The 24,002-nt window shown below is 71.5% G+C and carries 22 protein-coding genes; 6 read left to right on the top strand and 16 right to left on the bottom strand.

Going from position 1 to position 24,002, the window contains the following annotated elements; genetic code table 11:
- Positions 1-26 precede the first annotated feature (26 nt).
- From BEK98_RS14385 to BEK98_RS14375, 3 genes are read right to left on the bottom strand one after another with little or no spacing between them, the layout of a single operon-like run.
- Complete coding sequence (locus BEK98_RS14385) at positions 27-416, bottom strand: GtrA family protein (RefSeq protein ID WP_094216889.1); 390 nt, start codon at positions 414-416, stop codon at positions 27-29.
- Positions 413-1,363, bottom strand: a complete 951-nt coding sequence (locus BEK98_RS14380; protein ID WP_094216888.1) for a glycosyltransferase family 2 protein — start codon at positions 1,361-1,363, stop codon at positions 413-415. Before BEK98_RS14380 ends, BEK98_RS14385 begins: the two co-directional genes overlap by 4 nt.
- A 22-nt stretch (positions 1,364-1,385) precedes the next feature.
- Complete coding sequence (locus BEK98_RS14375) at positions 1,386-3,938, bottom strand: YfhO family protein (protein ID WP_094216887.1); 2,553 nt, start codon at positions 3,936-3,938, stop codon at positions 1,386-1,388.
- Positions 3,939-4,183: 245 nt separating this feature from the next.
- Between BEK98_RS14375 and BEK98_RS14370 the strand changes: the two genes are divergently transcribed.
- The gene (locus tag BEK98_RS14370; RefSeq protein WP_094216886.1) at positions 4,184-4,621 is read left to right on the top strand and encodes a carboxymuconolactone decarboxylase family protein; all 438 of its coding nucleotides are present in this window, start codon (positions 4,184-4,186) and stop codon (positions 4,619-4,621) included.
- Here BEK98_RS14370 and BEK98_RS14365 read toward each other — a convergent pair.
- Positions 4,608-7,094, bottom strand: a complete 2,487-nt coding sequence (locus BEK98_RS14365) for an alpha-L-arabinofuranosidase C-terminal domain-containing protein (protein ID WP_094216885.1) — start codon at positions 7,092-7,094, stop codon at positions 4,608-4,610. The genes BEK98_RS14370 and BEK98_RS14365 overlap by 14 nt on opposite strands.
- A 114-nt stretch (positions 7,095-7,208) precedes the next feature.
- On the opposite strand from BEK98_RS14365, the gene BEK98_RS14360 reads away from it, so the two are divergent.
- Positions 7,209-7,652, top strand: a complete 444-nt coding sequence (locus BEK98_RS14360; RefSeq protein ID WP_094216884.1) for a DUF6314 family protein — start codon at positions 7,209-7,211, stop codon at positions 7,650-7,652.
- Here BEK98_RS14360 and BEK98_RS14355 read toward each other — a convergent pair.
- From BEK98_RS14355 to BEK98_RS14345, 3 genes are all read right to left on the bottom strand, one after another.
- Positions 7,634-8,227, bottom strand: coding sequence for a histidine phosphatase family protein (locus tag BEK98_RS14355; RefSeq protein WP_094216883.1), 594 nt, complete (start codon positions 8,225-8,227; stop codon positions 7,634-7,636). The genes BEK98_RS14360 and BEK98_RS14355 overlap by 19 nt on opposite strands.
- Positions 8,228-8,300: 73 nt before the next feature.
- Entirely contained in the window at positions 8,301-8,738 is a 438-nt protein-coding gene (locus BEK98_RS14350) for a GNAT family N-acetyltransferase (RefSeq protein ID WP_094216882.1), read from the bottom strand.
- Positions 8,739-8,823: 85 nt separating this feature from the next.
- Complete coding sequence (locus BEK98_RS14345; protein ID WP_208643103.1) at positions 8,824-10,257, bottom strand: aminotransferase-like domain-containing protein; 1,434 nt, start codon at positions 10,255-10,257, stop codon at positions 8,824-8,826.
- Between BEK98_RS14345 and BEK98_RS14340 the strand changes: the two genes are divergently transcribed.
- A complete protein-coding gene (locus BEK98_RS14340) occupies positions 10,256-11,167 on the top strand; it encodes a DMT family transporter (protein WP_094216880.1) in 912 nt (303 codons plus the stop codon). The genes BEK98_RS14345 and BEK98_RS14340 overlap by 2 nt on opposite strands.
- A gap of 16 nt (positions 11,168-11,183) precedes the next feature.
- Positions 11,184-11,381, top strand: coding sequence for a DUF1918 domain-containing protein (locus BEK98_RS14335; protein WP_094216879.1), 198 nt, complete (start codon positions 11,184-11,186; stop codon positions 11,379-11,381).
- A 1-nt stretch (position 11,382) separates the two neighbouring features.
- Here BEK98_RS14335 and BEK98_RS14330 read toward each other — a convergent pair whose 3' ends face one another.
- Positions 11,383-12,627 carry a glycoside hydrolase family 10-like protein gene (locus tag BEK98_RS14330; protein WP_208643102.1) on the bottom strand — a complete coding sequence of 415 codons (1,245 nt, stop codon included), beginning with the start codon at positions 12,625-12,627 and terminating at the stop codon, positions 11,383-11,385.
- 170 nt (positions 12,628-12,797) lie between these two features.
- Between BEK98_RS14330 and BEK98_RS14325 the strand changes: the two genes are divergently transcribed.
- Positions 12,798-13,658, top strand: coding sequence for a 3-hydroxybutyryl-CoA dehydrogenase (locus BEK98_RS14325; RefSeq protein WP_094216877.1), 861 nt, complete (start codon positions 12,798-12,800; stop codon positions 13,656-13,658).
- Positions 13,659-13,851: 193 nt separating this feature from the next.
- Positions 13,852-14,109, top strand: a complete 258-nt coding sequence (locus tag BEK98_RS14320) for a hypothetical protein (protein ID WP_094216876.1) — start codon at positions 13,852-13,854, stop codon at positions 14,107-14,109.
- Here BEK98_RS14320 and BEK98_RS14315 read toward each other — a convergent pair.
- The 8 genes from BEK98_RS14315 to rplT all read right to left on the bottom strand — a co-directional run bounded on the left by BEK98_RS14315 (position 14,106) and on the right by rplT (position 23,908).
- Entirely contained in the window at positions 14,106-14,642 is a 537-nt protein-coding gene (locus tag BEK98_RS14315) for an NUDIX hydrolase (protein ID WP_208643101.1), read from the bottom strand. The genes BEK98_RS14320 and BEK98_RS14315 overlap by 4 nt on opposite strands.
- A gap of 65 nt (positions 14,643-14,707) precedes the next feature.
- Entirely contained in the window at positions 14,708-16,048 is a 1,341-nt protein-coding gene (locus BEK98_RS14310; RefSeq protein WP_094216874.1) for an NsdA family TPR-like regulatory protein, read from the bottom strand.
- 165 nt (positions 16,049-16,213) lie between these two features.
- Complete coding sequence (locus BEK98_RS14305; protein ID WP_094216873.1) at positions 16,214-17,257, bottom strand: PP2C family protein-serine/threonine phosphatase; 1,044 nt, start codon at positions 17,255-17,257, stop codon at positions 16,214-16,216.
- A gap of 274 nt (positions 17,258-17,531) precedes the next feature.
- Positions 17,532-20,045 carry a phenylalanine--tRNA ligase subunit beta gene (gene pheT, locus BEK98_RS14300; RefSeq protein WP_094216872.1) on the bottom strand — a complete coding sequence of 838 codons (2,514 nt, stop codon included), beginning with the start codon at positions 20,043-20,045 and terminating at the stop codon, positions 17,532-17,534.
- Positions 20,045-21,166 carry a phenylalanine--tRNA ligase subunit alpha gene (gene pheS, locus BEK98_RS14295; RefSeq protein WP_094216871.1) on the bottom strand — a complete coding sequence of 374 codons (1,122 nt, stop codon included), beginning with the start codon at positions 21,164-21,166 and terminating at the stop codon, positions 20,045-20,047. Before pheS ends, pheT begins: the two co-directional genes overlap by 1 nt.
- A gap of 128 nt (positions 21,167-21,294) precedes the next feature.
- On the bottom strand, positions 21,295-22,440 hold the full coding sequence (locus BEK98_RS14290) for a sensor histidine kinase (protein ID WP_094216870.1): 1,146 nt from the start codon (positions 22,438-22,440) through the stop codon (positions 21,295-21,297).
- Between the two features lie 50 nt (positions 22,441-22,490).
- A complete protein-coding gene (locus BEK98_RS14285) occupies positions 22,491-23,351 on the bottom strand; it encodes a TrmH family RNA methyltransferase (protein ID WP_094216869.1) in 861 nt (286 codons plus the stop codon).
- Positions 23,352-23,524: 173 nt separating this feature from the next.
- Positions 23,525-23,908 (bottom strand): 50S ribosomal protein L20, encoded by a 384-nt coding sequence (gene rplT, locus BEK98_RS14280; protein WP_018549117.1) that lies wholly within the window; start codon positions 23,906-23,908, stop codon positions 23,525-23,527.
- Between the last annotated feature and the right edge of the window lie 94 nt (positions 23,909-24,002).

Genomic DNA, 24,002 nt, shown 5'->3' with positions numbered 1-24,002 from the left:
GCATGACTATACGTATCGCTGCACTTTTATGCAATCGGCTCGGCCTCGGGGCGGCGGGACAGCATGATCCGGCGGGAGACGAGGAAGGTCACCGGGATCGCCGCCGCGGAGGCGAGGAGGGGGGCGAAGCGGCTGCCGGCGTGCAGGACGTCGACGATCACGTACACACCCGCGGTGGTGATCAGGAAATTGGTGGCGTTCGTCAGCGGGAACAGCAGGAATTTCCGCCAGGTCGGCCGCGTCCGGTAGGTGAAGCGGGCGTTCAGGAAAAAGGATCCGATCATGCTGATCAGGAATGCCAGAATATGCGCGGCCAGATAGGGCAGCCAGGTGAGGAACAACAGGTAAAGAACGTAGTAGGTGGCCGTGTTGACGACACCGACCGCGGCGAAGGTGAGGATCTGTCGCGAGATCAAGGGATGAGGTCTTTCGTCCGTTCCACGTTGGTCGCCTTCACCAGGAAGTGCGGGCGTCCCTTCACCTCGTAGTAGATGCGGCCGGTGTACTCCCCGATGACTCCCAGCATGACCATCTGTACGCCGGCGAGGGCGGTGACGGCGGTGATGATGGTCACATAGCCGGGCGTCTGGACCCCGTTGACGAGCGCGGCGCCCACGATCCAGGCGGTGTACACCCCGGCACACAGCAGCAGGCCCATGCCGAGCCAGAGGGCGGCGCGCAGCGGCCGGTTGTTGAAGGACAGCAGGCCGTCGAGGCCGTAGTTGAGCAGGCTGCGGAAGGACCAGGAGCTGGTGCCGGCCTCGCGGGTCGCGTTCTCGTACTCGAAGGTGGTGCTCGGGAAACCGACCCAGGCGAACAGGCCCTTGGAGAAGCGGTTGTACTCGGTGAGGTTCAGGACCGCGTCCACCACGCGGCGGGACAGCAGGCGGAAGTCGCCCACGCCGTCGACGAGTTCGACGTCGACCAGCCGGTTGATGAGCCGGTAGTACAGGCGGGCGGTGAGGGTGCGGGTGAGGCGGTCGCCGGTGCGGCTGCGCTTGGCGATGACCTGGTCGTAGCCCTGGCCTCGCAGCTCCACCATCCGTTTGATCAGCTCGGGAGGGTGCTGGAGGTCGGCGTCCATGACGACGACCGCGTCGCCCGAGGCGTGCCTGAGGCCCGCGAGCAGGGCCGCCTCCTTGCCGAAGTTGCGGCTGAAGGAGACGTAGCGCACCCGCGAGTCGCAGTCGGCGAGGTGCCTGAGCACGGCGAGCGTGCGGTCACGGCTGCCGTCGTCGACGTACACGAACTCCATGTCGTGGCCGAGCGGCAGCAGCTCGTCCGCGATCTTCTGGACCTCCTGGTGGAAGCGTTCGAGGACGTCTTCCTCGTTGTAGCAGGGCGCGACGATCGATATCAGCATGGCGGTCCCCCCTGGGGCGCGGTCAGCGGGCGGTGGTCACGCGCTCGCGCGCTGGTGTGGTCGTGGACGGTGCCGGGACGCGTCTGCGGCGCACGGCGGTGAGGGCGCCGAGCAGGGCGAGCGTGAGCAGCGAGGCGCCCCCGACGGCCGTGCCCAGCCGCAGGCCGGGCGGGTGGAAGGTGCAGGTCAGCGAGGTGGAGTCGCCGTCGAGGGGGACGGCGATCAGCCCGTGGTACTCCCCCGCGGGCCGTTCCCGGCCGCCGCCCGTGGCGCACCGCCAGCCCGCGATCCGGGGCGCGGCGACGACGGCGATCCCCCTGCTGCCCGGAGGCAGTTGGGCCCGCAGAGTGCCGTCGGAGACGGTCACCTCGGTGGCGGCGGTCGCCTTCAGGCGGGCGGCCGCGGTGCGCAGGCGCGCGGTGTCCAGGCAGCCGATCGCACCGCCCGGGATACGGCCGGGGCGGTCCGGGGTCAGCTCGATGCGCAGCCGCCCGGACGCCGGGGCCGGGCCGAGCGGCGCCATCGCGGCGCGGTTGCGCGGGTACTCGAAGCGGAAGCGGGCCTCGGTGCCGGCGCCGTGCTGCCGTGCCGTGCCCGAGTAGTGCGGGGCCCACAGGTACACCTGGGTCCCGGCCGGGCAGCGGGCCGTGATCGTCGGCCTCGTCACGGCGTTCCCGGACCCGACCCGGCCTCCCCGGGCCGGCTTTCCGGTGTCGCCGTGCACGGCGATGCGGGGCACGGTGTAGACGCGGCTGCCGAGCAGCAGTTCCTGGTTGCGGTACGGCGACGGCCCGAAGGGGGCCCGGTCGGGAGCGGTCCGCACGGTCACCAGCGGCGGCACGTCCTGCCGGGTCACGGTCACCGGGCCGGCGTCCTGCGCCACGTGCTTCTGGTGCGGGTCGGGCGGCGAGTGGACCCGGGCGCCGACCGAGAAGATGACGTCGGTGACGGCGTTGTCCAGGCTCTGCACGCTGCGGCCGCGCGAGGTCCAGCCGTCACCGAGCGCGGTGAGCGTACGGCTGAGGACGTCGGAGGTCAGGCTGCTGTAGTACTGGGCACCCTGGCCGCCCACCAGCAGCGGGTCGTTGCCGACGGTCTGCTCGCGTCCGGGGTCGGTACGGTACCGGGGCCAGCCGTCGGCCCCCGCGATGGCCTCCGCCTGCCGCTGCTGCCGCTGCCCCCAGGGCGCGTAGTCGTCCAGGTGCCCGAGGCGCAGCCGGGTGGCCACGGCGGAGGTGGCGGCCGTCTCGCCGAGCTGCGCACCGAGCAGGAGTACGACGGCGAGGCCGGCCAGCCGGGAGCGCTGCCCGGCGTCGGCGCGGCCGAGCAGGGCCAGTCCGCCGAGCGCGCCGGCGGTGGCGAGCAGCAGCACCGGCCAGGCGAAGGGCCGTACCAGGTCGCTGCGGCTCGCGACGAGGGTGATCAGGGCGAGCAGCCCGGCCGCCGCAGCGAGCGCGCGCCGGTCGGGCGGGCCGTACGACAGCGCGTGCCAGGCGGCGATCACCAGCAGCCCGCACAGCACGAACGCCTGGCGGTAGGGGCTGCCCTGCGGGGTGGCGAAGGCGTGCCAGACCAGGTGGGTCGGCGCCCACTGCATCGACAGGGTCACCGCCAGCACGAGGAGCGTCCAGCCGGTGCGCACCCGGGCGGGGACCGCGCGGTGGAACGGCAGGGCGAGGGCGAGCAGCAGGGCCGTGACGCCCACGTAGACGGCCGGGGAGCCGAAGCCGTACGTGGCGGGCAGCAGCCGGGCCAGCACGTCCTCGCTCGCCACCGGGGCGAACTGGCGGACGCGGCCGGGGTAGGCGTGCTGGGTGCCGAAGTAGATGACGGTCACCAGCGGGGCGGCGAGGCCCACGCCGAGGACGACGGTGAGCGCGGCGCGGCCGGCCGCCGCGAGCGCCCGCCGGCGGGGCAGGTCGGCCAGCACCAGGCGCAGCAGCAGGACCAGGCCCGCTCCCAGAGTGGCCATGTAGGCGGTGTAGAAGTTGGCGGTCCAGGCGAGGGCCACGACCAGGACGCCGAGCCGGCGGCGGCGCCCCGCAAGCGCCCATTCGCCGACCAGGCAGAGCAGGGGCAGGGCGATGAGCCCGTCGAGCCACATCGGGTTGTAGGAGGCGTCGGCGACGCTCCAGCCGCACAGTGCGTACGAGGTGCCGAGCAGGCCCGCCGCCCACCAGCGCCCCGGCCGCAGGGTGAGCAGCAGGCAGGCCATGGCGGCCGCGGCCGAGGCGGTCTTCAGGACGGTGACGACGTACACCGCGAGGTCGATCTCGTCCCGCGGGAAGACGGCCACGAGCAGGGCGAACGGGCTGCCGAGGTAGGTGCCGAGGTCGGGCAGGAAGCTGGAGCCGTAACCCGACTGCCAGTTGACGAGGAGACCGCCGTCCGCCCTGCCGTGCAGCAGGTCCCACAGGTGCGCGTGGAAGGGCACGTACTGGTTGCCCAGGTCGTTGACGCTGCGGGTGCGGGGGCCGAAGGGGTAGCTGCGGGCGAGGGCGTCGGCGGCGCAGAACGCCGTGATCGTGACGGCCGCGGCGAGCAGGGCGGCGGCACGCCTCGGTCGGAATTGCATTTTCGGCGCTCCCCCACGGAATGTATGCCTCGTCGATTCGCCGTCTTAGACGGGGCACGTTTCCCGTTGGTTGTGTGCTCACCGAAAAGTGAGGCGACTTCTTCCGAATACGGAAAACACCGCGTGAATTTCATGACGCCAAGGAAAACAAAGGATTTCCGATGGGTGTTCTGCAAGTGAATCGAGCAGCGCTTGACTTGGAGCGCACTCCAGGTTCTACCGTCCTCGTCATGACCAGCGGACACATGAACGAGAGCACCACCCGTGACGAGCGTTTCGCACACGGCCTGGAGGTGCTGAAGAAGGTCGACGGCGAGGCCGGGCAGCGGGTCGTCGACTCGCTCGCCGACATCAACCCGGAGCTGGGGCACCAGATCGTCGCGTGGGCCTTCGGGGAGGTCTACGACCGGCCCGGGCTCGCCCCGCGCGACCGGCAGCTGGTCACCCTGGGCATGCTCACCGCGCTCGGCGGCTGCGAGGCCCAGCTGGACGTGCACGTGAACGCGGCGCTCAACGTGGGCCTCACGCCCGAGCAGATCACCGAGGCGCTGCTGCACTCCGCGGTCTACTGCGGCATGCCGAAGGCGCTGAACGCCACCTTCGTGGCGAAGAAGGTGTTCGCCGAGCGCGGGCTGCTGCCGCTCGGACAGCAGCCCGCACCGGCCGCGGCTACTTCTGCTTGATCCTGAGGAAGGTGATGGAGTTCGCCGGGAAGGTGTAGGTGAACTTCCCCGCCGCTCCGGTGAACGTGGAGGTCTCGGGGGCGACCGCCGTGGACGTCTCGCTGTTCACCGCGTCGGGGGCGGCGGCGAGCGTGGTCACCTTCGCCGTGCGGGCGACCTTGGCGCCGCCCAGGTCGATCGCCGTACGGGCCGCCGAGGCCTGGGCGTTGACGACCTTGACGATCAGCTCACCGGTCTTCGCGTCCCGGGTGACGACCTGGCGGAACGGCTCGGCCGGCCTGTCGTCGGTGAAGCTGCCCCACTGCTGCCCGTCGAGGTACAGGGTGACCTGGCGGCCGCGCACCTTGACGTCGATGTCGTAGGCCCGGCCGGTCTCGACCGAGCCCGCCTTGGAGATCAGGGTGGACTTGCCGCCGTCCACGGCCTGCTCGACCGCGCTCTGGGTGTTGTTCCAGCCGCCCAGGTTCCACCAGTAGTAGTTGCCGGTGTCCTTGACGCCGAAGGCGACGAGGAAGCCCTCCTTGCCGGACTTCTTGGTGGCCTTCACGTGCAGGTCGTAGTCGTGCCAGGACGGGTCGCCCGCCTGGACCATGGTGTTCTCGGCGGTGTCGGACGTCTCGACGTACTGCCCGTCCTGGACGCTCCAGCTGCCGGCGCCGGTGTGGGTCCACTTCGAGGCGTCACCGGAGAAGTCGTCGCTGAGCAGGGTGCTCCCGTCGGCGGCGGTGACCTTCACGTCGTCATAGGCGGCGCTGGTGTTCCAGGTGGACAGGCCGACGGCGCCGGTGATGGGGCCGCTGACGTCCGGGGTGGTGGTGGCGGTGGACGGCACCACCCGGCTGCCCACGTTGGTCATGAACAGCTTCTGGACCTCGTAGTTGGCCGAGCCCCAGGAGGCGTGGTTGTTGAACCACACCAGGTCCGGCCGCCACTGGACGTAGTCCTCGTTGGCGAACAGCGGGGCGTAGGAGGCGAGCTTGACGACGTCCGCGTTGCGCTCCAGGCCGGTCATGTAGGCCGCCTCGGCGAGGCCGTTCTTGAAGGCGTTGCCCTGGGAGGCGTACTCGCCGAGGAAGACCTTCGGGCCGCTGCGGTCGTAGGAGTCGTAGCGGTCGTTGTTCTGCAGGAACCACTGCGGGCTGTTGTAGTAGTGCTCGTCGACCAGGTCGACCTTGGCGTCCTTGTTGAGCTTCCAGGCCGTGTCGAAGGTCGCGCCGGAGTCGTCCGGGCCGGAGTTGGAGATCACCCGCATGTACGGGTACTTCGCCTGGATGGCCTCGCGGAACTGCGTGAAGCGGGCGAAGAACTCGTTCGGCAGGTTCTCCTCGTTGCCGACCTCGATGTGGGTGAGGTGGAAGGGCTTCGGGTGGCCCATCTCGGCGCGCTTCCCGCCCCATTCGCTCGTCACCGGGCCGTTGGCGAACTCGATGAGGTCGAGGGTGTCCTGGATGTGCCGCTTGAGCAGCGCGTCGTCGGCCACGGCCTTGTTCTGGCCGCAGCCGGTCACCAGGGCCGGGACGACGGGCAGGGGCATCGCGCCGATGTCCTCGGCGAAGCGGAAGTACTCGTAGTAGCCGAGGCCGTACGACTGGTTGTAGCCCCAGAAGTTCGAGTTCGTCGCCCGCTGCTCGACCGGGCCGACGGTGTCCTTCCACTGGTAGGAGCGCTTGCGCTGCCAGCCGGAGGCCTCGCTGTAGTCCTGCATGGAGCCGGTGTTGACCAGGCAGCCGCCGGGGAAGCGGACGAAGCCCGGCTTCAGGGCGGCGACCTTCTCGGCGAGGTCCTTGCGCAGGCCGTTCGGCTCGTGCTTGTAGGTGTCGCGCGGGAAGAGGGAGACCATGTCGAGCGCGGCGGCGGCCGAGGAGGCGACGGTGAGGCGGCCGGTGCTGCTGGTGCGGGTCGCGGTGAAGGTGGCCCGGTACTGGGCCCAGCCGCTCTTCCTGACGGCGATCGTGTGCGCGGTGGCCAGGGTGCCGCCGGCGTCCTGGAGGTTCACGGTGAGCGTGGTGCCGGCCTCGGCGCGGGCCCACACCGAGAAGTCGTACTTCTTGCCGTCCTCCAGCGCGATGCCGGTGTTGTAGCCGGCGTTGGTGACCGACGAACCGGCGCCCAGGGAGAGGTAGTTCCGGTTGCGGTCGTTCAGCCGGCCGGCGTCGTCGACGACCTGCGCGGTGCCGGAGACCGTCCAGGCGGTCAGCGGCGTGTACGACCTGTTGTCGTCGGTGGAGTACTCGAAGGACCGGTTCTGCACGAGTTCGGCGTACAGACCGCCGTCGGCGGCGCGGTTGATGTCCTCGAAGAAGACGCCGTACATCGTCTTGTCGATCGTGGCGCCCTGGGCAGTGGGGTCGACGGTGATCGAGTAGTCGGTGACGTCGGCGGCGTGGGCGGGGGCCGGGACGGCGGTGGCGGCGAGCAGGAAAGCGCTTGCCGTGAGGCCGAGTCTCAGCCTGGTGCGGGTGGTGCGTGACATGGATACTCCGCGGCTCTTTGATTGTTCGAAATATCAGACAGTGGTCAGCACTTCGAACGGCAAGATAGGGAAGGGGTATGAGCACGTCAATGGGGCGGACAGACAGGGGTGATGATGGGCGGGTTCTGGCCCGTGGCCGATGTCCTGGCCCACCTGGCCGGACGCTGGCGGGTGGAGCGGACCGTGCGCGATCTGGCGAGCGGGGACGAGGGGCGGTTCGAGGGAGTCACCGTCTTCAGCCCGCTCGCCGGCGGCGGACTGCTGCACGAGGAGTCGGGCACCTTCACCTGGCAGGGCGTGGCCCGGCCCGCGACACGCACCCTGCGCTTCCTGCCCGGGGCCTCACCGGGCACGGCGGACGTCCGTTTCGCGGACGGCCGGCCCTTCCACGACCTGGACCTGACCTCGGGACGGCACGTGGCCGACCACCCTTGCGCGGCCGACCTCTACCGGGGCGAGTTCACGGTGACGGACGCCGACCACTGGCGCTCGGTGTGGCGGGTCGGCGGACCGGCGAAGGAGCTGCTGCTGACCACCGACTACGTGCGCGAGGGCTGAGCCGACACACCGTCCAGACGGAGGTTCCAACGGCCCGAGCGGCCCGTCACCGTGGTCGTGGAGAGCGGGCGCACGTCGATGTTCCAGTAGGTCGCGGGCGGCGCCTTCAGGGCGTACACCAGGGCGGCGCGGATCACCGAGGGCTCGGCGACGGCGACGATCCGGCCGCCGTCGCCCACCGGGCGCGTGTCGAGCCAGCCGCCGACCCGGGAGATGAAGGCCAGCAGCGACTCGCCGCCGTGCGGGACGGAGCGCGGATCGGCGAGCCAGGCGTCCACGGCGTCCGGTTCGCGGGCCATCGCCTCGCCCAGCGTCAGCCCGCGCCAGCGGCCCATGTCGCAGTCGCGCAGCGCGAGCTGGACCAGCGGGGCGTACCCCAGGGCGTCGCCGGTGGCACGGCTGCGCGGGGTCGGGGAGCAGTAACGCAGGTCGGCGGCCCGCAGCGGCAGCAGGTCCCAGGCCATGCGCTGCACCTCGTCCCAGCCGGCCTGGTCCAGCGGCCGGTCGTCCTCGAAGCGCTCCGCGAGCAGCGGGGAACTGCGCGCGGCGGCGACGAACGTGACCCGAAGTGGCATGCGGTGATGGTGAGCCTCGGGTGTGCGCAGGTCAAGGGCCGTTGTCTGTGAGTTACCCAGGGTGTGCGCCCGCTTACTGGGGGAGGTGGATCATCCACTGGTCGGGACGATCCAGCGGCCGGAAGCCCAGCTTCTCGTACACCCCGTGCGCGTCCTCCGTGGCCAGCAGGATGCGCCGCAGACCGAAGGGCCGCAGGTGGTCCCGGATACGGCCGACGAAGGCCGTGCCGACGCCCGTGCCGCGCACCGAGGGATCGACGTACACATCGGCCAGCCAGGCGAACAGCGCCCGGTCGGTCACCACGCGCGCGTACGCCACCTGCTCGCCCGAGGCCGTCGCGTACACCCCGAAGTTGATCGAGGACGCCATCGCGTGCTCGTGCTTCTCCCGGGGGCGGCCGATCGCCCAGTACGCGTCGGTCGACAGCCAGCCGTGGACACGGTCGACGTCCACGCGGGAGGTGTCGGCGGAGAACTCGTAGCCGTCGGGGAGGTCGGGTGCGTCGCTCATGCGGGGATCCTCACAGGGCGGACGGCAGGCGTCGACTCGTTTTACCCGGTGGTACGACCGCCTTCCCGCCCGGGAACACCCTGCCTCAGAGCACCTCGTCGCACGCCACCCGCAGCCTCCGTATCCCCTCCGCGATCTCCCCCGTCCCCGCCACCGCCGCGAAGCTCAGGCGGAGATGGCCCGCGGGGGGTTCGGCGCTGAAGTAGGGGCGGCCGGGGGTGAGGGCGACCCCCGCGCGGAGGGCGGCCGCGGTCAGGGCGGCCTCGTCGGCTCCGTCGGGGAGGCGGAGCCAGAGCTGGTAGCCGCCGGAGGGGATGTGGGGCAGGGCCAGTTCGGGCAGGTGCAGGGCGAGTTCGGTCGTCATGGTGTCGCGGCGGGTCTTCAGCTCGGCGGAGAGGGCCCGCAGATGGCGGGGCCAGGCCGGGGAACCGACGAGTTCCAGGGCCGCCTCCTGGAGCGGCCGGGGGACGAAGAAGCTGTCCACGACCTGGATCGCGCGCAGGCGCTCCAGCACGGGACCGCGCGCGGCCAGCGCGGCCACCCGGAAGCTGGGCGAGGTCGCCTTGGTCAGCGAGCCGACGTGGACGACCACGCCGTCGGGGTCGTCGGCGGCCAGCGGGCGGGGCAGCGGGCCCGCGTCCGCGTGCACGAGGCGCCGTACGTAGTCGTCCTCGACGACGAACGCGCCCGCGGCGCGGGCGATGCGCAGCACCTCGGCGCGGCGGTCGGGGGCCAGGACCGCGCCGGTCGGGTTCTGGAACAGGGGCTGGCAGACGAAGACCCGGGCGCCGGTGGCCCGGAAGGCGTCGGCGAGCAGGTCGGGGCGTACGCCGTCGGGGTCGACCGGCACCGGGATCGGGCGCAGTCCGGCCGCGCGGGCGAGGGCCAGCATGCCCGGGTAGGTGGGCGACTCCACGAGGACCGGGGCACCGGGCGGGGCCAGCGCCCGCAGGGCCGTGGCCAGCGCGGCCTGGCCACCCGCGGCGATCAGCACCTCGGCCGCGGTGACCGCGCCGCCGATGCCGCGCGCGAACCACTCGCGCAGCTCGGGCAGCCCCTCCAGCGGCGGCCTCCCCCAGGCGCCGGGCCGCCGCCCGGCCCGGGCGAGGGCCGCGGCCATGGCCCGCTCGGGCTGCAGGGAGGGGTGCGGATAGCCGCCGCTGAACTCCAGCACGCCCGGGGGCGGGGTGGTGAGCGAGACCGTGACCCCGGAAGCGTCCACCGTGCGCGGTACGAGGTCGGAGGCGCCGTCGGCGCTCAGCGCGAGTTCCTGCCAGGAGGTGTCCCCGGCGGGCGCGGCCACGGCATGCGGCCGGGCGCGGAAGGCGCCGGCGCCGGGCCGGGTGACCACCAGTCCCTCGGCGGCCAGCTGGGCCAGGGCCCGGGAGACGGTCACCGGGCTCACCCGGAACCGCTCGACCAGGGCCCTGCTCGACGGGAGCTTTCCACCTGGAGAGTAGCGGTCCAGTTCCCGCCGCAGCTGTTCTGCCAGTTCGCCCACACTGCTACGCTCATGCATGAGAGCACAGAGTAGCGCTACTACCGCGACGGCGATAGCGGTCCCCGCTCCCCGGGAGCACCGGTCCTTCGGCACCGGGATGGCGGCCCTGGGGGTGACCGCCTTCTCCCTCACCTTCCCGTCCACCGCCTGGGGCCTGGAGAGCTTCGGCCCCTGGTCCCTGGTGGCGGTGCGCAGCGTCCTTGCCGCGCTCATCGCGGGTGGGTGTCTGCTGGTGCTGCGGGTGCCGCTGCCCGACCGCCGGCATCTGCCGGGCCTCGCGGTCGTCGCCGCCGGAGTGGTGTTCGGCTTCCCGATGCTGACCACGCTCGCGCTGCAGACCTCGACCACCTCGCACGCGGCCGTCGTGGTGGGCCTGCTGCCGCTGACCACCGCCGTCTGCTCGGCCCTGCGCATGGGCCACCGGCCCTCGCGGCGGTTCTGGCTGGCGGCGCTGACGGGCGCCGCGGCCGTGCTCGCCTTCACCCTCGGCCAGAGCGGCGGCGCGCTCACCGCCGCCGACGGCTATCTGTTCGCCGCGCTGCTGGTGTGCGCGGCCGGCTACACCGAGGGCGGGCGGCTGGCCCGGGTCATGCCCGGCTGGCAGGTCATCGGCTGGGCGCTGGTGCTGTGCCTGCCGCTGAGCCTGCCGGCCGCCGCGCTGGCGCTGTCGTACGAGCCGGTGCACTTCACCGTGCACGGGGTGACGGGTCTGGTGTGGGTCTCGGTGGTCTCGCAGTTCCTCGGTCTTGTCGTCTGGTACCGCGGGATGGCGGCCATCGGCATCCCGAAGGCGAGCCAGTTGCAGTTGGCCCAGCCGCTGCTCACACTGGTGTGGTCGGCGCTGCTCCTGGGCGAGCACCTTACGGCGGCCGCTCCGCTGACCGCTGTCGCCGTGCTCGTCTGCATCGCCGTCACGCAACGGTCGTGACCGTGAGGAGGGCCTGATGCGCGCAACCGTCGGCGACCAGCTTGTCCAGCACGGCAGGGTGGTCGGCGAACACGACAAGATCGGCGAGATTGTCGAAGTGATGGGCCAGAAGGGCGAGCCGCCGTACCGCGTCCGCTTCCAGGACGGGCACACGGGCATCTGCTCCCCCGGCCCCGACACCGAGATCCGGCACAAGGAAACCCGGCCGTCATAGCTCAGCGCGGTGGCTTCGCCGGCTGCCCGTAGTGGTCGGCGACCACCCGCGCCATCGCCCCGACCGGATCCGCCGCCACGTCCTTGGCGGCGAAGAACACATGGCCGCGCACCTGCGGATACCCCCCGGCGAGCGTGAGGTGCCGGGACAGTTCGACCGGGTCCTGCCACTCCGAGGGCTGCCCCGCGGCCCCCGCCTTGTACAGCGCCTCCCCGATGTACAGCTGCGTCTTGGTGCCCTCGGCGACCTTCGCCCACCAGTCGACCAGGGTCGCGTAGTCGGCGGCGGCGAAGCCGATGTGCCAGTAGAGCTGCGGGACGATGTAGTCGATCCAGTGGTTGCGCACCCACATACGGGTGTCCGCGTGCAGGTCGTCGTACGTCTGCACGCCCGCCCGGGTGTCCGAGCCGCGGGAGTCGGTCGCGGCGTTGCGCCACACCCCGAAGGGGCTGATCCCGAACCGGGTGCCGGGCCGGACCTGCTTGATCGCCGCGGCCGTCTCCCGCACCAGCCTGTCGATGTTGTCGCGGCGCCAGGCGGCCCGGGTGGAGAAGTCGCCGCCGTACCGGTCGTACGCGGCGTCGTCGTCGAAGGTCTGCCCGGCGACCGGGTACGGGTAGAAGTAGTCGTCGAAGTGGACGGCGTCCACCGGGTACCTGACGACCGCGTCGAGCATGGCCTGCTCCACGAAGGCACGGACCTCGGGCAGGCCCGGGTTGTAGTAGAGCTTCCCGCCGTAGGGCACCACCCAGTCCGGGTGCCGGCGGGCCGGGTGCGAGGCGGCCAGCCGGGTCGGGTCGGTGTGGTTGGCGACGCGGTACGGGTTGAACCAGGCGTGCAGTTCCAGGCCGCGGGCGTGCGCCTCCCGCACGGCGGTGCCCAGCGGGTCCCAGCCCGGGTCCCTGCCCTGGGTGCCGGTGAGGTACTCGGACCAGGGCTCGTACGGCGAGGGCCACAGGGCGTCGGCCGTGGGCCGCACCTGGAGGATCACGGTGTTGAGCCGGTCGCGGACCGCCCGGTCCAGGTGGGCGATCAGCTCCGTGCGCTGTGCCTCGGCCGTGAGGCCGGCCTTGGAGGGCCAGTCGCGGTTGGACACGGTCGCCAGCCACACACCCCGCATCTCGGCGGCCGCGCGCGGCCACGGCCAGTGCCGGTGCCGCGGCCCCGGCACCGCAGCCGCGCCCTGGGCCGTCGCCAGCGTCGACAGCGCCGCCCTCGCGAACGCACGCCGTGACAGTCGCCCCATCTGCACACCCCCATACGCTCCGGATCCGCGCCGTCACGGATCGTTCCGCGCCCCAGGATGCCCCACCCGGGCGATCGATCATCGATACTTGGCGGTAACGTGCACGATCGGAGCAGGCGCCGAACCCGGAGGTCCTGCCGGAGCCGGAGAACACCAGCGAAGGGAACGATGTGACCGACATCGAGCGCGTCGGAGTCGTGGGCTGCGGCCAGATGGGCGCGGGCATCGCCGAGGTGTGCGCCCGCGCGGGACTGGACGTCAAGGTCGCCGAGACCACCGGCGAGGCCCTGGAGATCGGCCGTACCCGGCTGTACAACTCCCTGGCCAAGGCCGCCGAGCGCGGCAAGATCAGCGAGGAGGAGCGGGACGCCACGCTGGCGCGCCTCAGCTTCACCACCGACCTCGGCGAGTTCGCCGACCGTGACCTGGTGATCGAGGCGGTCGTCGAGAACGAGCAGGTGAAGACGGAGATCTTCCAGGTGCTCGACCAGGTGCTGACCCGCCCGGACGCGATCCTGGCCTCCAACACCTCCTCCATTCCGCTGGTGAAGCTGGCGGTCGCCACCTCCCGCCCCGACCACGTGGTGGGCATCCACTTCTTCAACCCGGCCCCGGTGCAGCAGCTGGTCGAGCTGATCCCGGCGCTCACCACCTCTGAGGGCACGCTCGGCCGCGCCCAGCTGTTCGCCGAGAAGGTGCTCGGCAAGCACGCCATCCGCGCCCAGGACCGCTCCGGGTTCGTGGTCAACGCGCTGCTGGTGCCCTATCTGCTGTCCGCGATCCGGATGTTCGAGTCCGGCATCGCGAGCCGCGAGGACATCGACAACGGCATGGAGATGGGCTGCGCCCACCCGATGGGCCCGCTGCGGCTGTCCGACCTCATCGGTCTGGACACCATCGTCTCCATCGCCAACTCGATGTACGCCGAGTACAAGGAGCCGCTGTACGCCGCTCCCCCGCTGCTCCAGCGCATGGTCGAGGCGGGCCGGCTCGGCCGGAAGTCCGGCTCGGGCTTCTACACCTACGGCTGATTACAAGGAGCGACGCTCCAGGGCCCGGCACCGATTTCGGTGCCGGGCCCATCTGTTTCACACACCGTGTGCGCGCCGGGCACGCATATGCCCTTCGCACACGCTCCCCACGCGCCCACCAGGCGAGTTGACTCCTCATGCGCATGCAAGGGATGCGGAACAACCAGATTCGACTACGGAAAGGAGTGGACCCGTGACCGCCGATCCGGAGCATCCCGTGGTCCATGGAGAACTCGCAGAGTTACGGCGCCGCCTCGACGTGGCGTACGCCAGAGTCGAGGGAGGACTCGCCCTGCTCAGTCATCGCACCGAGGAGGCCGCCAAGGAACTGGACGCACTGCACACGCGCATGAGGTCGCTGGAACACGCACGCTGGCCGCTGCCCTCGGTCGCCGCGCTCACGGCTCTGGGAGCGCTGGTCGTGACGGTCTGGCAGGCGCTGGCCCACTAACCATCCGCGAGCCTCATGTGATGCAGCAGGAGTAACGCGGCCGCCATGTTGGCGGCCGGGACCTCCCCTCGGGCGATCAGGTCGGGGACGACTTTGAGGGGGACCCATGCGCGACGGTCCGACTCGAAGTCGTCCACGGGATGTCCGACGTACTCGCCCCGGTCGGACCAGTAGATGTGGTGCCGGGCGTCGGTGAGGCCGTTGGACGGCTCCACGCTCATCAGGTGGTGCAGGGGCCCCGGCCGCCAGCCGGTCTCCTCCTCCAGTTCCCTGGCGGCCGCGCTCGCGATGTCCTCGCCGTCCTCCACCACACCCGCGGCCAGTTCCCAGCCCCAACTGTCGGTGATGAACCGGTGGCGCCACAGGAGCAGGACTTCGTTGGCCTCGTTGACCACCGTGGCGACGGCGACCGGCCGCAGCCGGATCAGGAAGTGGTCGAGGTGCCGGCCGTCCGGCAGCTCGACATCTGCGAGGTTGACGCTGAACCAGCGGTTTTCATACACAGTTTGTTCGTTCTGTTTCGTCCACTGCACGGTTCTGCCACCTTCCGACGAGTAAGTGGCAATATCGCAGCAGGGACTGGGTACCCACAGTGGGTCTACAGCGGTACGCGCAGTGCTCCGTCGATGAGTTCGGCGGCTTCGGCGGTCCCGGCCGAGCCGCAGTTCACCAAGTGCTCGCGCACCGCGCGGAGTCTGTCGCGCAGCCGCTGGGACTCCATCCCGCGCGCCTGCTCGGCCATCTGCACGGCGGTGACCACCGCCTTGTCCGCATTGCCCTGGCGCAGTTCGATGGTGCTGAGCATGGCGAGCCGGTGCACCCGGCCCCGGTCGTGGGCGGGGTTGTCGACCGCGGCCGCCGCGTGCTCCCGCGCGGCGGCGAGTTCACCGAGGCTGAGCAGCGCCTCGGCCACCTGGACGTTGACCAGGCCGGGCTGGACATAGCCGGTCTCGTCGGGTTCGTACCCGCGCCGGATGCGGTCGGCGGCCGTCTCGGCCCGGCGGATGCAGGACAGGGCGCTGCTGCTGTCGCCGAGGTGGGCGTACGCCTTCGCCTGCATCGCGTACAGGTCGGAGGCGAGGGCCGGGGTGATGTGCGGGCCCGCGGCGCGCAGCGCGGCCTCGGCGAAGGCGACGGCCTGCCGGTACTCCTTCATGAACAGCGCCTGGTTGACGAGCAGCGCGATCACGTACGCGCCAAGCCCTCGGTCCCCGCTGGCCTTTGCCAGCCGGAGCGCCTGGTGGAAGTAGCGCTGGGCGAGACCGTGCGCGTCGGAGTCGTACGCGCAGATGCCCGCGATCGCCACCAACCCGCCGGTGGCCCGGTGCAGTTGGCGGCCGGTGGCGTCGGTGTAGCTGCCGCGCAGCAGCGGAGCGGCCTCGGCGTTGAGGAACCCGACGATCCGGGTGCGGGTCGCGATACCGCCCGCCTTCCGGTACATCTGCTCGTAGTGCGTCCGGGCGGCGCGCAGCATCTCGATGTCGGCCGCGGTGACCCGGTGCCGGCCGCCGCGGGAGACGTCCACGTCCTCGGGCGGGTTCTCCCACTCCCACACCGGCATCACGGCCGGGGTGCCGGTGACCGCGGGAGCGCCGAGCACATGTGGGCGCTGCTGTTCGTCGGAGCGCCACAGGGCGGTGGCCCGCTCCACGAAGCCGGAGAGCGAGCCGGTGTGCGGGGTGCTGGGCTCGCCGGGCACCCCGAGGCCGATGTCGTCCAGGGTGACCGGCCGGTGCAGCCGTCCGGCGAGCACCTCGCAGATCAGGTCGGGCACCTGGCCGCGTGGCCGCTGCCCCTTCAACCACCGTGCCACGGCGGTGTGTTCGTACCGGAGCGCGAGGCCCCGTCGCCGGCCCGCCTGGTTGACGTGGGCGGCGAGACCGGCGTGCGAGATCCCCGCCTCGTCCAGGATCGCGTCGAGCAGAGTGTTGGGCTGCATGGATTGCCCCCCGAGTGGCCTGGTGCCGTCAGCGTAGTGCGTCCGCTTTCACACGGGGTGTGAACGGAGTGCGCGCATCCGCAGCGTGTGCACGCTATTGCGGAGCGTGTTCTGCCGGTTGACTGAGAGTCCTCGCAAGAGGCCGGCCAAGCCGCCGGCTCCCCCTCAGAAAGCGGCGGCTTGGCCGTTTGCGCGCGCCCCTGAGAACTCGAATTTTCTTCGGTCGTTCCGTAGGACCAGTACCGCTACGTCGTCCGTGGGTCGGCCGGCTGTGTGGTGCAGAAGGGACGTGAAGACCGTGCGGAGGACCGTCTGGGCCGTCATCGGGTGATCGTGCACCGCCTCCCTCAGCGCTGTCGGCAGTGAGAAGAACCGGCCGTGGGCATCCCTGGCGTCCTCCGCCCCGTCTGTGAAGAGGACCAGGGAATCCCCGGGGAGCAACTGCCCGCACGAGTGCGCCTCCAGCTCCGCGGGGAGTGGGAACGGACCCAGGGGCGGAAGCGGATCGGCCGCGGTGAAGGGCTCCACCCGGGTGCCGCTGAGCAGGTACGGCCATGGGTGACCGCAGTTGAGGGCGCGCACCTCGCCGTCCCGGGCGATCTCCAGGAGCAGGACGGTGACGAACTCCTCGGCAACCGGGTGCTCGGGCTCCTGGGCACCGTTGCACGGGTGTTCGGTGCGGGCCCGCTCACGCAGGTGACGGGCGTGGGCCCGCTCCAACCGCCGGAGCACATGGGTGAGTTCGGCCTCGTCGTGGGCGGCCTCACGGAAGCTGCCGAGGACGGCGGCCACGGTGCCGAGGGCGGCGAGACCATGACCGCGTACGTCGCCCATGACCACGCGGACGCCGTGTTCGGTGGCGACGGCCTCGTAGAGATCACCGCCGACGGCCGCGCCGCGGTCGGCGGACAGCTGGGCGGCCGCCACGTTCAGCCCGTCGAGCCGGGGCGGCAGAGGCCGCAACAGCACGCTCTGGGCGGCGCCGGCGACCCGGCGGACCTGCCTCAGCTCGCGCAGCAGGGCATGGCGGACATGGAATATCAGTCCGGTGCCGACGGCGAAGAACACGGCGCTGGTGACGATGCGCGCACCGAGCCCCTCCTGCTGGGCGAGCGGGCAGCCGAACTTGTACGTGACCGCCACGGCTCCCCAGACCGTGGGCAGTACGGCTCCCCGCGCGGTGGGTGCCCGTGCCTTGATGCGGATCATGCCTCTGGTCCCCCATGTGGGCCTGACAGAGCAGACGGACCGACCCCGAAAGGCCGGTCCGATTCTGTCGAGAGGCATGGCCCGGGAGGGCCAGATCCCTCCCGATTCCCACCCGAACGAGTGAGAACTCCCAGGCCAACCCGCATTTATGCAGCTGCCGGCGGGGTCGACTCCCTCAGGGGCGCGGGGCTGTGTTCCCTATGCGGCTCCGCCGCTTGGGCGCGACCGGCCACGGCGAACCCGCAGCCGGCCGCAAACAGAACCCCAACGGCGATCAGCCCCGCAGAACCGCACCCGTACGCTCGCCCGCCAGGGCAACAGCCGCATCCCGAGCAGCCGAAGCCTCATCGACGGTCAGCGTCCGGTCCGCCGCGCGGAAGCGCAACGCGTACGCCAGCGACTTCTTGCCCTCGCCGAGCTGTGCAGCGTTCTCGTACACGTCGAACAGCCGAATGGACTCAAGCAGCTCCCCCGCACCGGAACGCAGCGCCGCCTCGACCTCAGCTGCGGGAACGGGCTTGTCGACCACGAGGGCGACATCCTGCGTGGCAACCGGGAAGGACGAGATGGACGGCGCCTGCGGCACACCGTCGCCCACCGCCTCCAGCGCATCCAGGTCCAGCTCCGTCGCGCAGGTGCGCTCGGGCAGCCCCAGGGCCTTGAGGACCCGCGGGTGGAGTTCTCCCGCATGGCCCACGACCCGCTCCGTGCCGTCGGCGACGACCACCAGCTCGGCGCAGCGGCCGGGGTGCCAGGGACCGTACTGCCCCTTGCGCACGACCAGCTCCGCACCGGCCTCACGGGCGACGGCGCGCGCCGCCTCGACCGCGTCGGCCCAGCCGGACGGACGGCCACCGCCCCACCAGCCGGCCTGCTCACGGGCCCCGGCGAGGACGACAGCCACATGGCGCGGCTGCTCGGGCAGCGCGCCGTTCAGCTCGGCGATCTCCTCGTCGGTGGGACGACGGTCGACGGACAGGTGGCCACCGGAGCGCTGCTCCTCGTGCGGCAGGAAGACCAGGCCGGTCTCGAAGAGCGCCAGGTCGTGCGAGCCACGGCCGGCGTTGCGCCGCAGGGCACCCAGCAGGCCGGGCAGCAGGGTCGTACGGAGCGCGGGCTCCTCGTCGTTGAGCGGGTTGACCAGCTTCACGACGCGGCGGGCCGGGTCGTCGGCCGCCAGGCCGAGGTGGTCGAAGACCTGCTCGCCGACGAACGGGTAGTTCGGCGCCTCGACGAAGCCCGCGCCGGCCAGGGCGCGGCCGACCCGGCGGTGCAGCCGCTGCCGGTGGGTGAGGCCGCGGCCCGAGGGGAGCTTGGGCAGTGTGGAGGGCAGGTTCTCGTAGCCCTCCAGACGGATGACCTCTTCGGCCAGGTCGTTCGCCTCGTAGAGGTCGGGCCGCCAGGACGGGACGGTGACGATCAGCTCGTCCTGCCCGTAGACGTCGCAGCCGATCTCCTGCAGGCGGCGGACGACGGTCTCGCGGCCGTAGTCGACGCCCGCGACCTTGTCCGGGTGGTTCGCCTGGACGGTGATCGTGTGCGGGGCGGAGGGTGCGACGACCTCGGTGACGCCGGCCTCGGCGGTACCGCCCGCGAGCAGCACCAGCAGGTCCACGGTCCGCTGCGCGGCGGCCGCGGCGGCCTCCGGGTCGACGCCCCGCTCGAAGCGGCGGGAGGCCTCCGAGGACAGCTTGTGGCGGCGGGCGGTACGGGCGATCGCGACCTCGTCGAAGTGGGCGGCCTCGATGACCACGTCGGACGTGGCGTTCTCGAGGTCGTCGTGGTCGGCGATTTCCGTGTTGGCGCCGCCCATGACGCCGGCGAGGCCGATCGGGCCGCGCTCGTCGGTGATGACCAGGTCCTCGGCGTGCAGCTTGCGCTCGACGCCGTCGAGGGTGACGAGCTTCTCGCCCTCCTCCGCCCGGCGCACGCCGATGGTGCCCTGGACCAGGCCGCGGTCGTAGGCGTGCAGGGGCTGGCCCAGCTCCATCATCACGTAGTTCGTGACGTCGACGGCGAGCGAGATCGGGCGCATGCCGACCTTCTGCAGCCGGCGCTGCAGCCAGATCGGGGAGCGTGCCTCGGGGCTCAGACCGGTGACGGTGCGGGCGGTGAAGCGGTCGCAGCCGGCCGGGTCGGAGACCTGCACCGGGTAGCCGAACGCGTTCGGGCCGGGTACGTCGAGCAGCGCCGGGTCGCGCAGCGGCAGGCCGTAGGCGATGGCGGTCTCGCGGGCGACGCCACGGATGGACAGGCAGTCGCCGCGGTTGGCGGTGACGGCGATGTCCAGGACCTCGTCGACCAGCTCCAGCAGCTCGATGGCGTCCTTGCCGACCTCGGTCTCCGGCGGCAGCACGATGATGCCGTGGTTGCCGTCGTCGCCCATGCCCAGCTCCTCGGTGGAGCAGATCATGCCGTGGGACGTCTTGCCGTAGGTCTTGCGGGCGGCGATGGAGAAGCCGCCCGGCAGGGTGGCGCCCGGGAGGACCACGACGACCTTGTCGCCGACCGCGAAGTTGCGGGCGCCGCAGACGATCTCCTGGGGCTCGCCGGTGCCGTTGGCCTGGCCGACGTTCACCGTGCAGAAGCGGATCGGCTTCTTGAAGCCCTCCAGCTCCTCGATGGTCAGCACCTGACCCACGACCAGCGGGCCCTTGAGGTCGGCGCCGAGGTGCTCGACGGTCTCGACCTCAAGACCTGCGGAAATGAGCTTGGCCTGGACGTCGCGGCCGGTCTCCGTCGCCGGCAGGTCGACGTACTCCCGCAGCCAAGAAAGCGGGACCCGCATCAGATCTCCATCCCGAACGGCCGGGTGAACCGGACGTCACCCTCGACCATGTCTCGCATGTCTTCGACGTTGTGGCGGAACATCAGCATCCGCTCGATGCCGAACCCGAAGGCGAAGCCGCTGTACTTCTCCGGGTCGACGCCGCAGGCGGCCAGCACCTTCGGGTTGACCATGCCGCAGCCGCCCAGCTCGATCCAGCCCTCGCTGGAGCAGGTGCGGCAGGGCCGGTCGGGGTTCCCGACGGACTCGCCCTTGCAGACGTAGCAGAGCATGTCCATCTCGGCGGACGGCTCGGTGAAGGGGAAGAAGTTCGGGCGCAGCCGGGTCTTCATGCCCTCGCCGAACAGCGCCTGGACCATGTGGTCCAGGGTGCCCTTGAGGTCCGACATGGTCAGGCCCTCGTCCACGGCGAGCAGCTCGACCTGGTGGAAGACCGGGGTGTGCGTGGCGTCCAGCTCGTCGGTGCGGTACACGCGGCCCGGGCAGATCACGTAGACCGGCAGCTCGCGGCCGAGCAGGGAGCGGATCTGGACGGGCGAGGTGTGGGTGCGCAGCACGACACCGGACTCGGTGCCGCCGTTCGGGCCTTCGACGAAGAACGTGTCGGCCTCGCCGCGGGCCGGGTGGTCCGGGCCGATGTTGAGGGCGTCGAAGTTGAACCACTCGGCCTCGACCTCGGGGCCCTCGGCGACCTCGTAGCCCATGGCCACGAAGACGTCCTCGATGCGCTCCGAGAGCGTGGTCAGCGGGTGCCGGGCCCCGGCCGGGACGCGGTCGTACGGCAGCGTGACGTCGACGTCCTCCTCGACCAGCACACGGGCGTCGCGCTCGGCCTCCAGCTCGCCCTGGCGGCCGGCGAGGGCCTTGTTCACGGCGCCGCGGGCCATGCCGACGCGCTTGCCGGCCTCGGCCTTGGCGTGCGGGGGCAGGGCGCCGATCTCGCGGTTGGCGAGGGCCAGCGGGGAGGCGGGGCCGGTGTGGGCGACCTTGGCCTCGTGGAGCGCGTCGAGGGAGCCCGCGGCGGCGAAGGCGGCGAGCGCCTCGTCCCGCATGCGCTCGATCTCTTCCGGTTTCAACGCCTCGACCTCGACAGGGTCGTACGACTTATTGGGTGCGGACATCTCTTCCCGTGCTTCCGATTGGCTGGCGGATGGTCCCCGTCACCGACTCGCGAGGGCCGCGTGAAGGACACAAAGGTGCCAAAGGCCGAGTCTAACGGGGTGGGGGTGGACGAATGGCCCGCGGGCCGCTAGGCGAGATACGCCGGGGCGGCCACGGGCAACGTAAATCGGAACTCGGCGCCGCCGCCGGTGGCGCGGCCGACCGTGATGGTGCCGCCGTGGGCCTCGACGATGCCCTTGACGATGTAGAGCCCCAGGCCCGTGCCGCCGCGCTTGCTGCCCCGCCAGAAGCGGGTGAAGACGCGGTTCATGGATTCCTCCGGGATGCCGGGCCCCTCGTCGCTCACCGTGACCGACGTGCCGGTTTCCTCGCCTTCGCGCGGGGATGCCGAGGGCGTGACATCAATGGTGACGGTTCCCTCGCCGTGCCGCACGGCATTTTCCAGCAGGTTGCTGAGCACCTGGTCGACCTTGTCGGGGTCGGCCCACAGGGCGGGCAGCGGCTGCTCGATGCGCAGCAGGAACCGGTCGGCGGGCTGTCCCGCGGCGACGTAGGCCTGGATGTGGCGTCCGACGGCCGCGCCGATGTCCACGGGCTGGCGCCTGACCTCCAGCCGCCCGCTGTCGATCCGGGAGATGTCCAGCAGCTCGGCGATGAGCCGGGTGACGCGGTCGGCGTCGGCGTCGACGGTCTCCAGCATCAGCCGCTTCTGGTCGTCGGTGAAGCGTTCCCACTTGGCGAGGAGCGTGGCGGTGAAGCCCTTCACGGACGTCAGCGGGGAGCGCAGCTCGTGGGCGACGGTGGCGATCAGCTCGGCGTGGCTGCGCTCGGTGCGGCGGCGGGCCTCGGTGTCGCGGAGCGACACGACGACCCGCCGCACGGGCCCGAGGGGCTCTCCGCGCACGTACCGGGCGGAGACCAGCACTTCCCTCCCCCCGGGCAGCAGCAGGTTGCGCTCGGGCTGCCGTACCCGGATGGCGAGGCCGCCGTAGGGGTCGGTGAGCTGCCACCAGCGCCTGCCCTCCAGGTCCTCCAGGGGCAGGGCCTTGTCCAGCTGCTGCCCGAGGGCGTCGGCGGCACGGAGGGCGGTGATGCGTTCGGCGGCGGCGTTGAAGCAGATCACGCGGCCGTGGTCGTCGGCGACCACGAGGCCGTCGGGCAGCTGGTCGGGGTCGATGCCGAGGCCGGTCTCGGCGCAGTCGCCGTGCCGGGGCGCGGGTGTGCGGCGCACGTCCCGCCCGTCCGGCGCAGTGCTGGTGCCGACCACACTCATCCCCGTACCCCACCTCTCAGACGGCGCAGGGCCCCGAGCTGGCCACCCTACTAGCTCTCGGTGACGGTTCGGCACCCTCCGGAGGCGCGCTGTGCACGAGCCGACGCATAGAGACATACGGCGGCGGCCGTGGCGAGGTTCAGGCTCTCGGCCTTCCCGTGGATGGGGACGCGTACGACGGCGTCGGCGAGGGCGCGGGTCTCCTCCGGGAGCCCCCAGGCCTCGTTGCCGAACACCCAGGCGGTCGGCCCGCCCATCGTTCCCTTGTCCAGCTCCTCGTCCAGGTCGCGGTCACCGGCCCCGTCGGCGGCGAGGATCCGCACACCGGCGTCCTTCAGCCCCTGCACGGCCCGCTCGACGGGCACGCCGACGGCCACCGGCAGATGGAACAGGGAGCCCACGGAGGCGCGTACGGCCTTGGGGTTGTACAGGTCGACCGAGGCGTCGGTGAGGACGACCGCCTCGGCGCCGGCGGCGTCCGCGCAGCGCAGCACGGTGCCGGCGTTGCCCGGGTCGCGGACGTGGGCGAGCACGGCGACGAGCTTCGGCCGGGCGGCGAGGACGTCCTCGAAGGGGGTGTCCAGGAACCGGCAGACACCGACCAGACCCTGCGGGGTGACGGTGGTGGAGATGTCGGCGATGACGTCCTCGGAGGCGAGATGCACCCGGGCGCCGGCGCTGCGGGCCTCCCCGATGATGTCGGCGTACCGCTCCGCGGCCTCCACGGTGGCGAACAGCTCGACGAGGGTCGCCTCCCCGCCCACCCGGTGCCCGGCGGCCTCCCGCACGGCCTGCGGCCCCTCGGCGAGGAACAGCCGGTCCTTGCCCCGGAAGTTCCGCTTGGCAAGCCGCCGCGCGGCGCTCACACGGGCGGAGCGGGGGGAGATCAGCTCGGGGCTGACGGGGGGCATGTCATTCACCTTCAGCAGTTCAAGTTCCGCATCTCTTTTCCGCCGCAACGGCGATCAGCCACGACGGCGGCCGTCGGCGGTGCCGAACCGAGCCGCACCGCACAACGCAACGGACCCGCAGGCACAAAGCCCACGGGTCCGCACAATCACGTCGGCCTAAGGCCAGCGCAGCGTCACGCGGCCTTCGGCGCGTTGACGTCCGCCGGCAGCGCCTTCTGCGCGACCTCGACGAGCGCCGCGAAGGCACCCGCGTCGTTGACGGCCAGCTCGGCGAGGATCTTGCGGTCGACCTCGACGTTCGCGGCCTTCAGACCCTGGATGAAGCGGTTGTACGTGATGCCGTTGGCGCGGGCAGCGGCGTTGATGCGCTGGATCCACAGCTGACGGAAGTCGCCCTTGCGCTTCTTGCGGTCGTTGTAGTTGTAGACCAGCGAGTGGGTGACCTGCTCCTTGGCCTTGCGGTACAGGCGCGAACGCTGACCGCGGTAGCCGGAGGCCGCCTCGAGGATCGCCCGGCGCTTCTTGTGGGCGTTGACTGCCCGCTTGACGCGTGCCACTTGTTAACTCCTTGTAGCGGGGTCGTGGTGGTCTTCACACGACCCGGAAACGATTGGGTCCCGGTCCAGACGTACGGCGCTCAGTTGGCGCCGC

The organism is Streptomyces diastatochromogenes (assembly GCF_002242805.1).
Lineage (GTDB): Bacteria > Actinomycetota > Actinomycetes > Streptomycetales > Streptomycetaceae > Streptomyces > Streptomyces diastatochromogenes.
The sequence above is the reverse complement of the archived record's forward strand: the minus strand, read 5'-3'. Positions and strand labels throughout refer to the sequence as shown.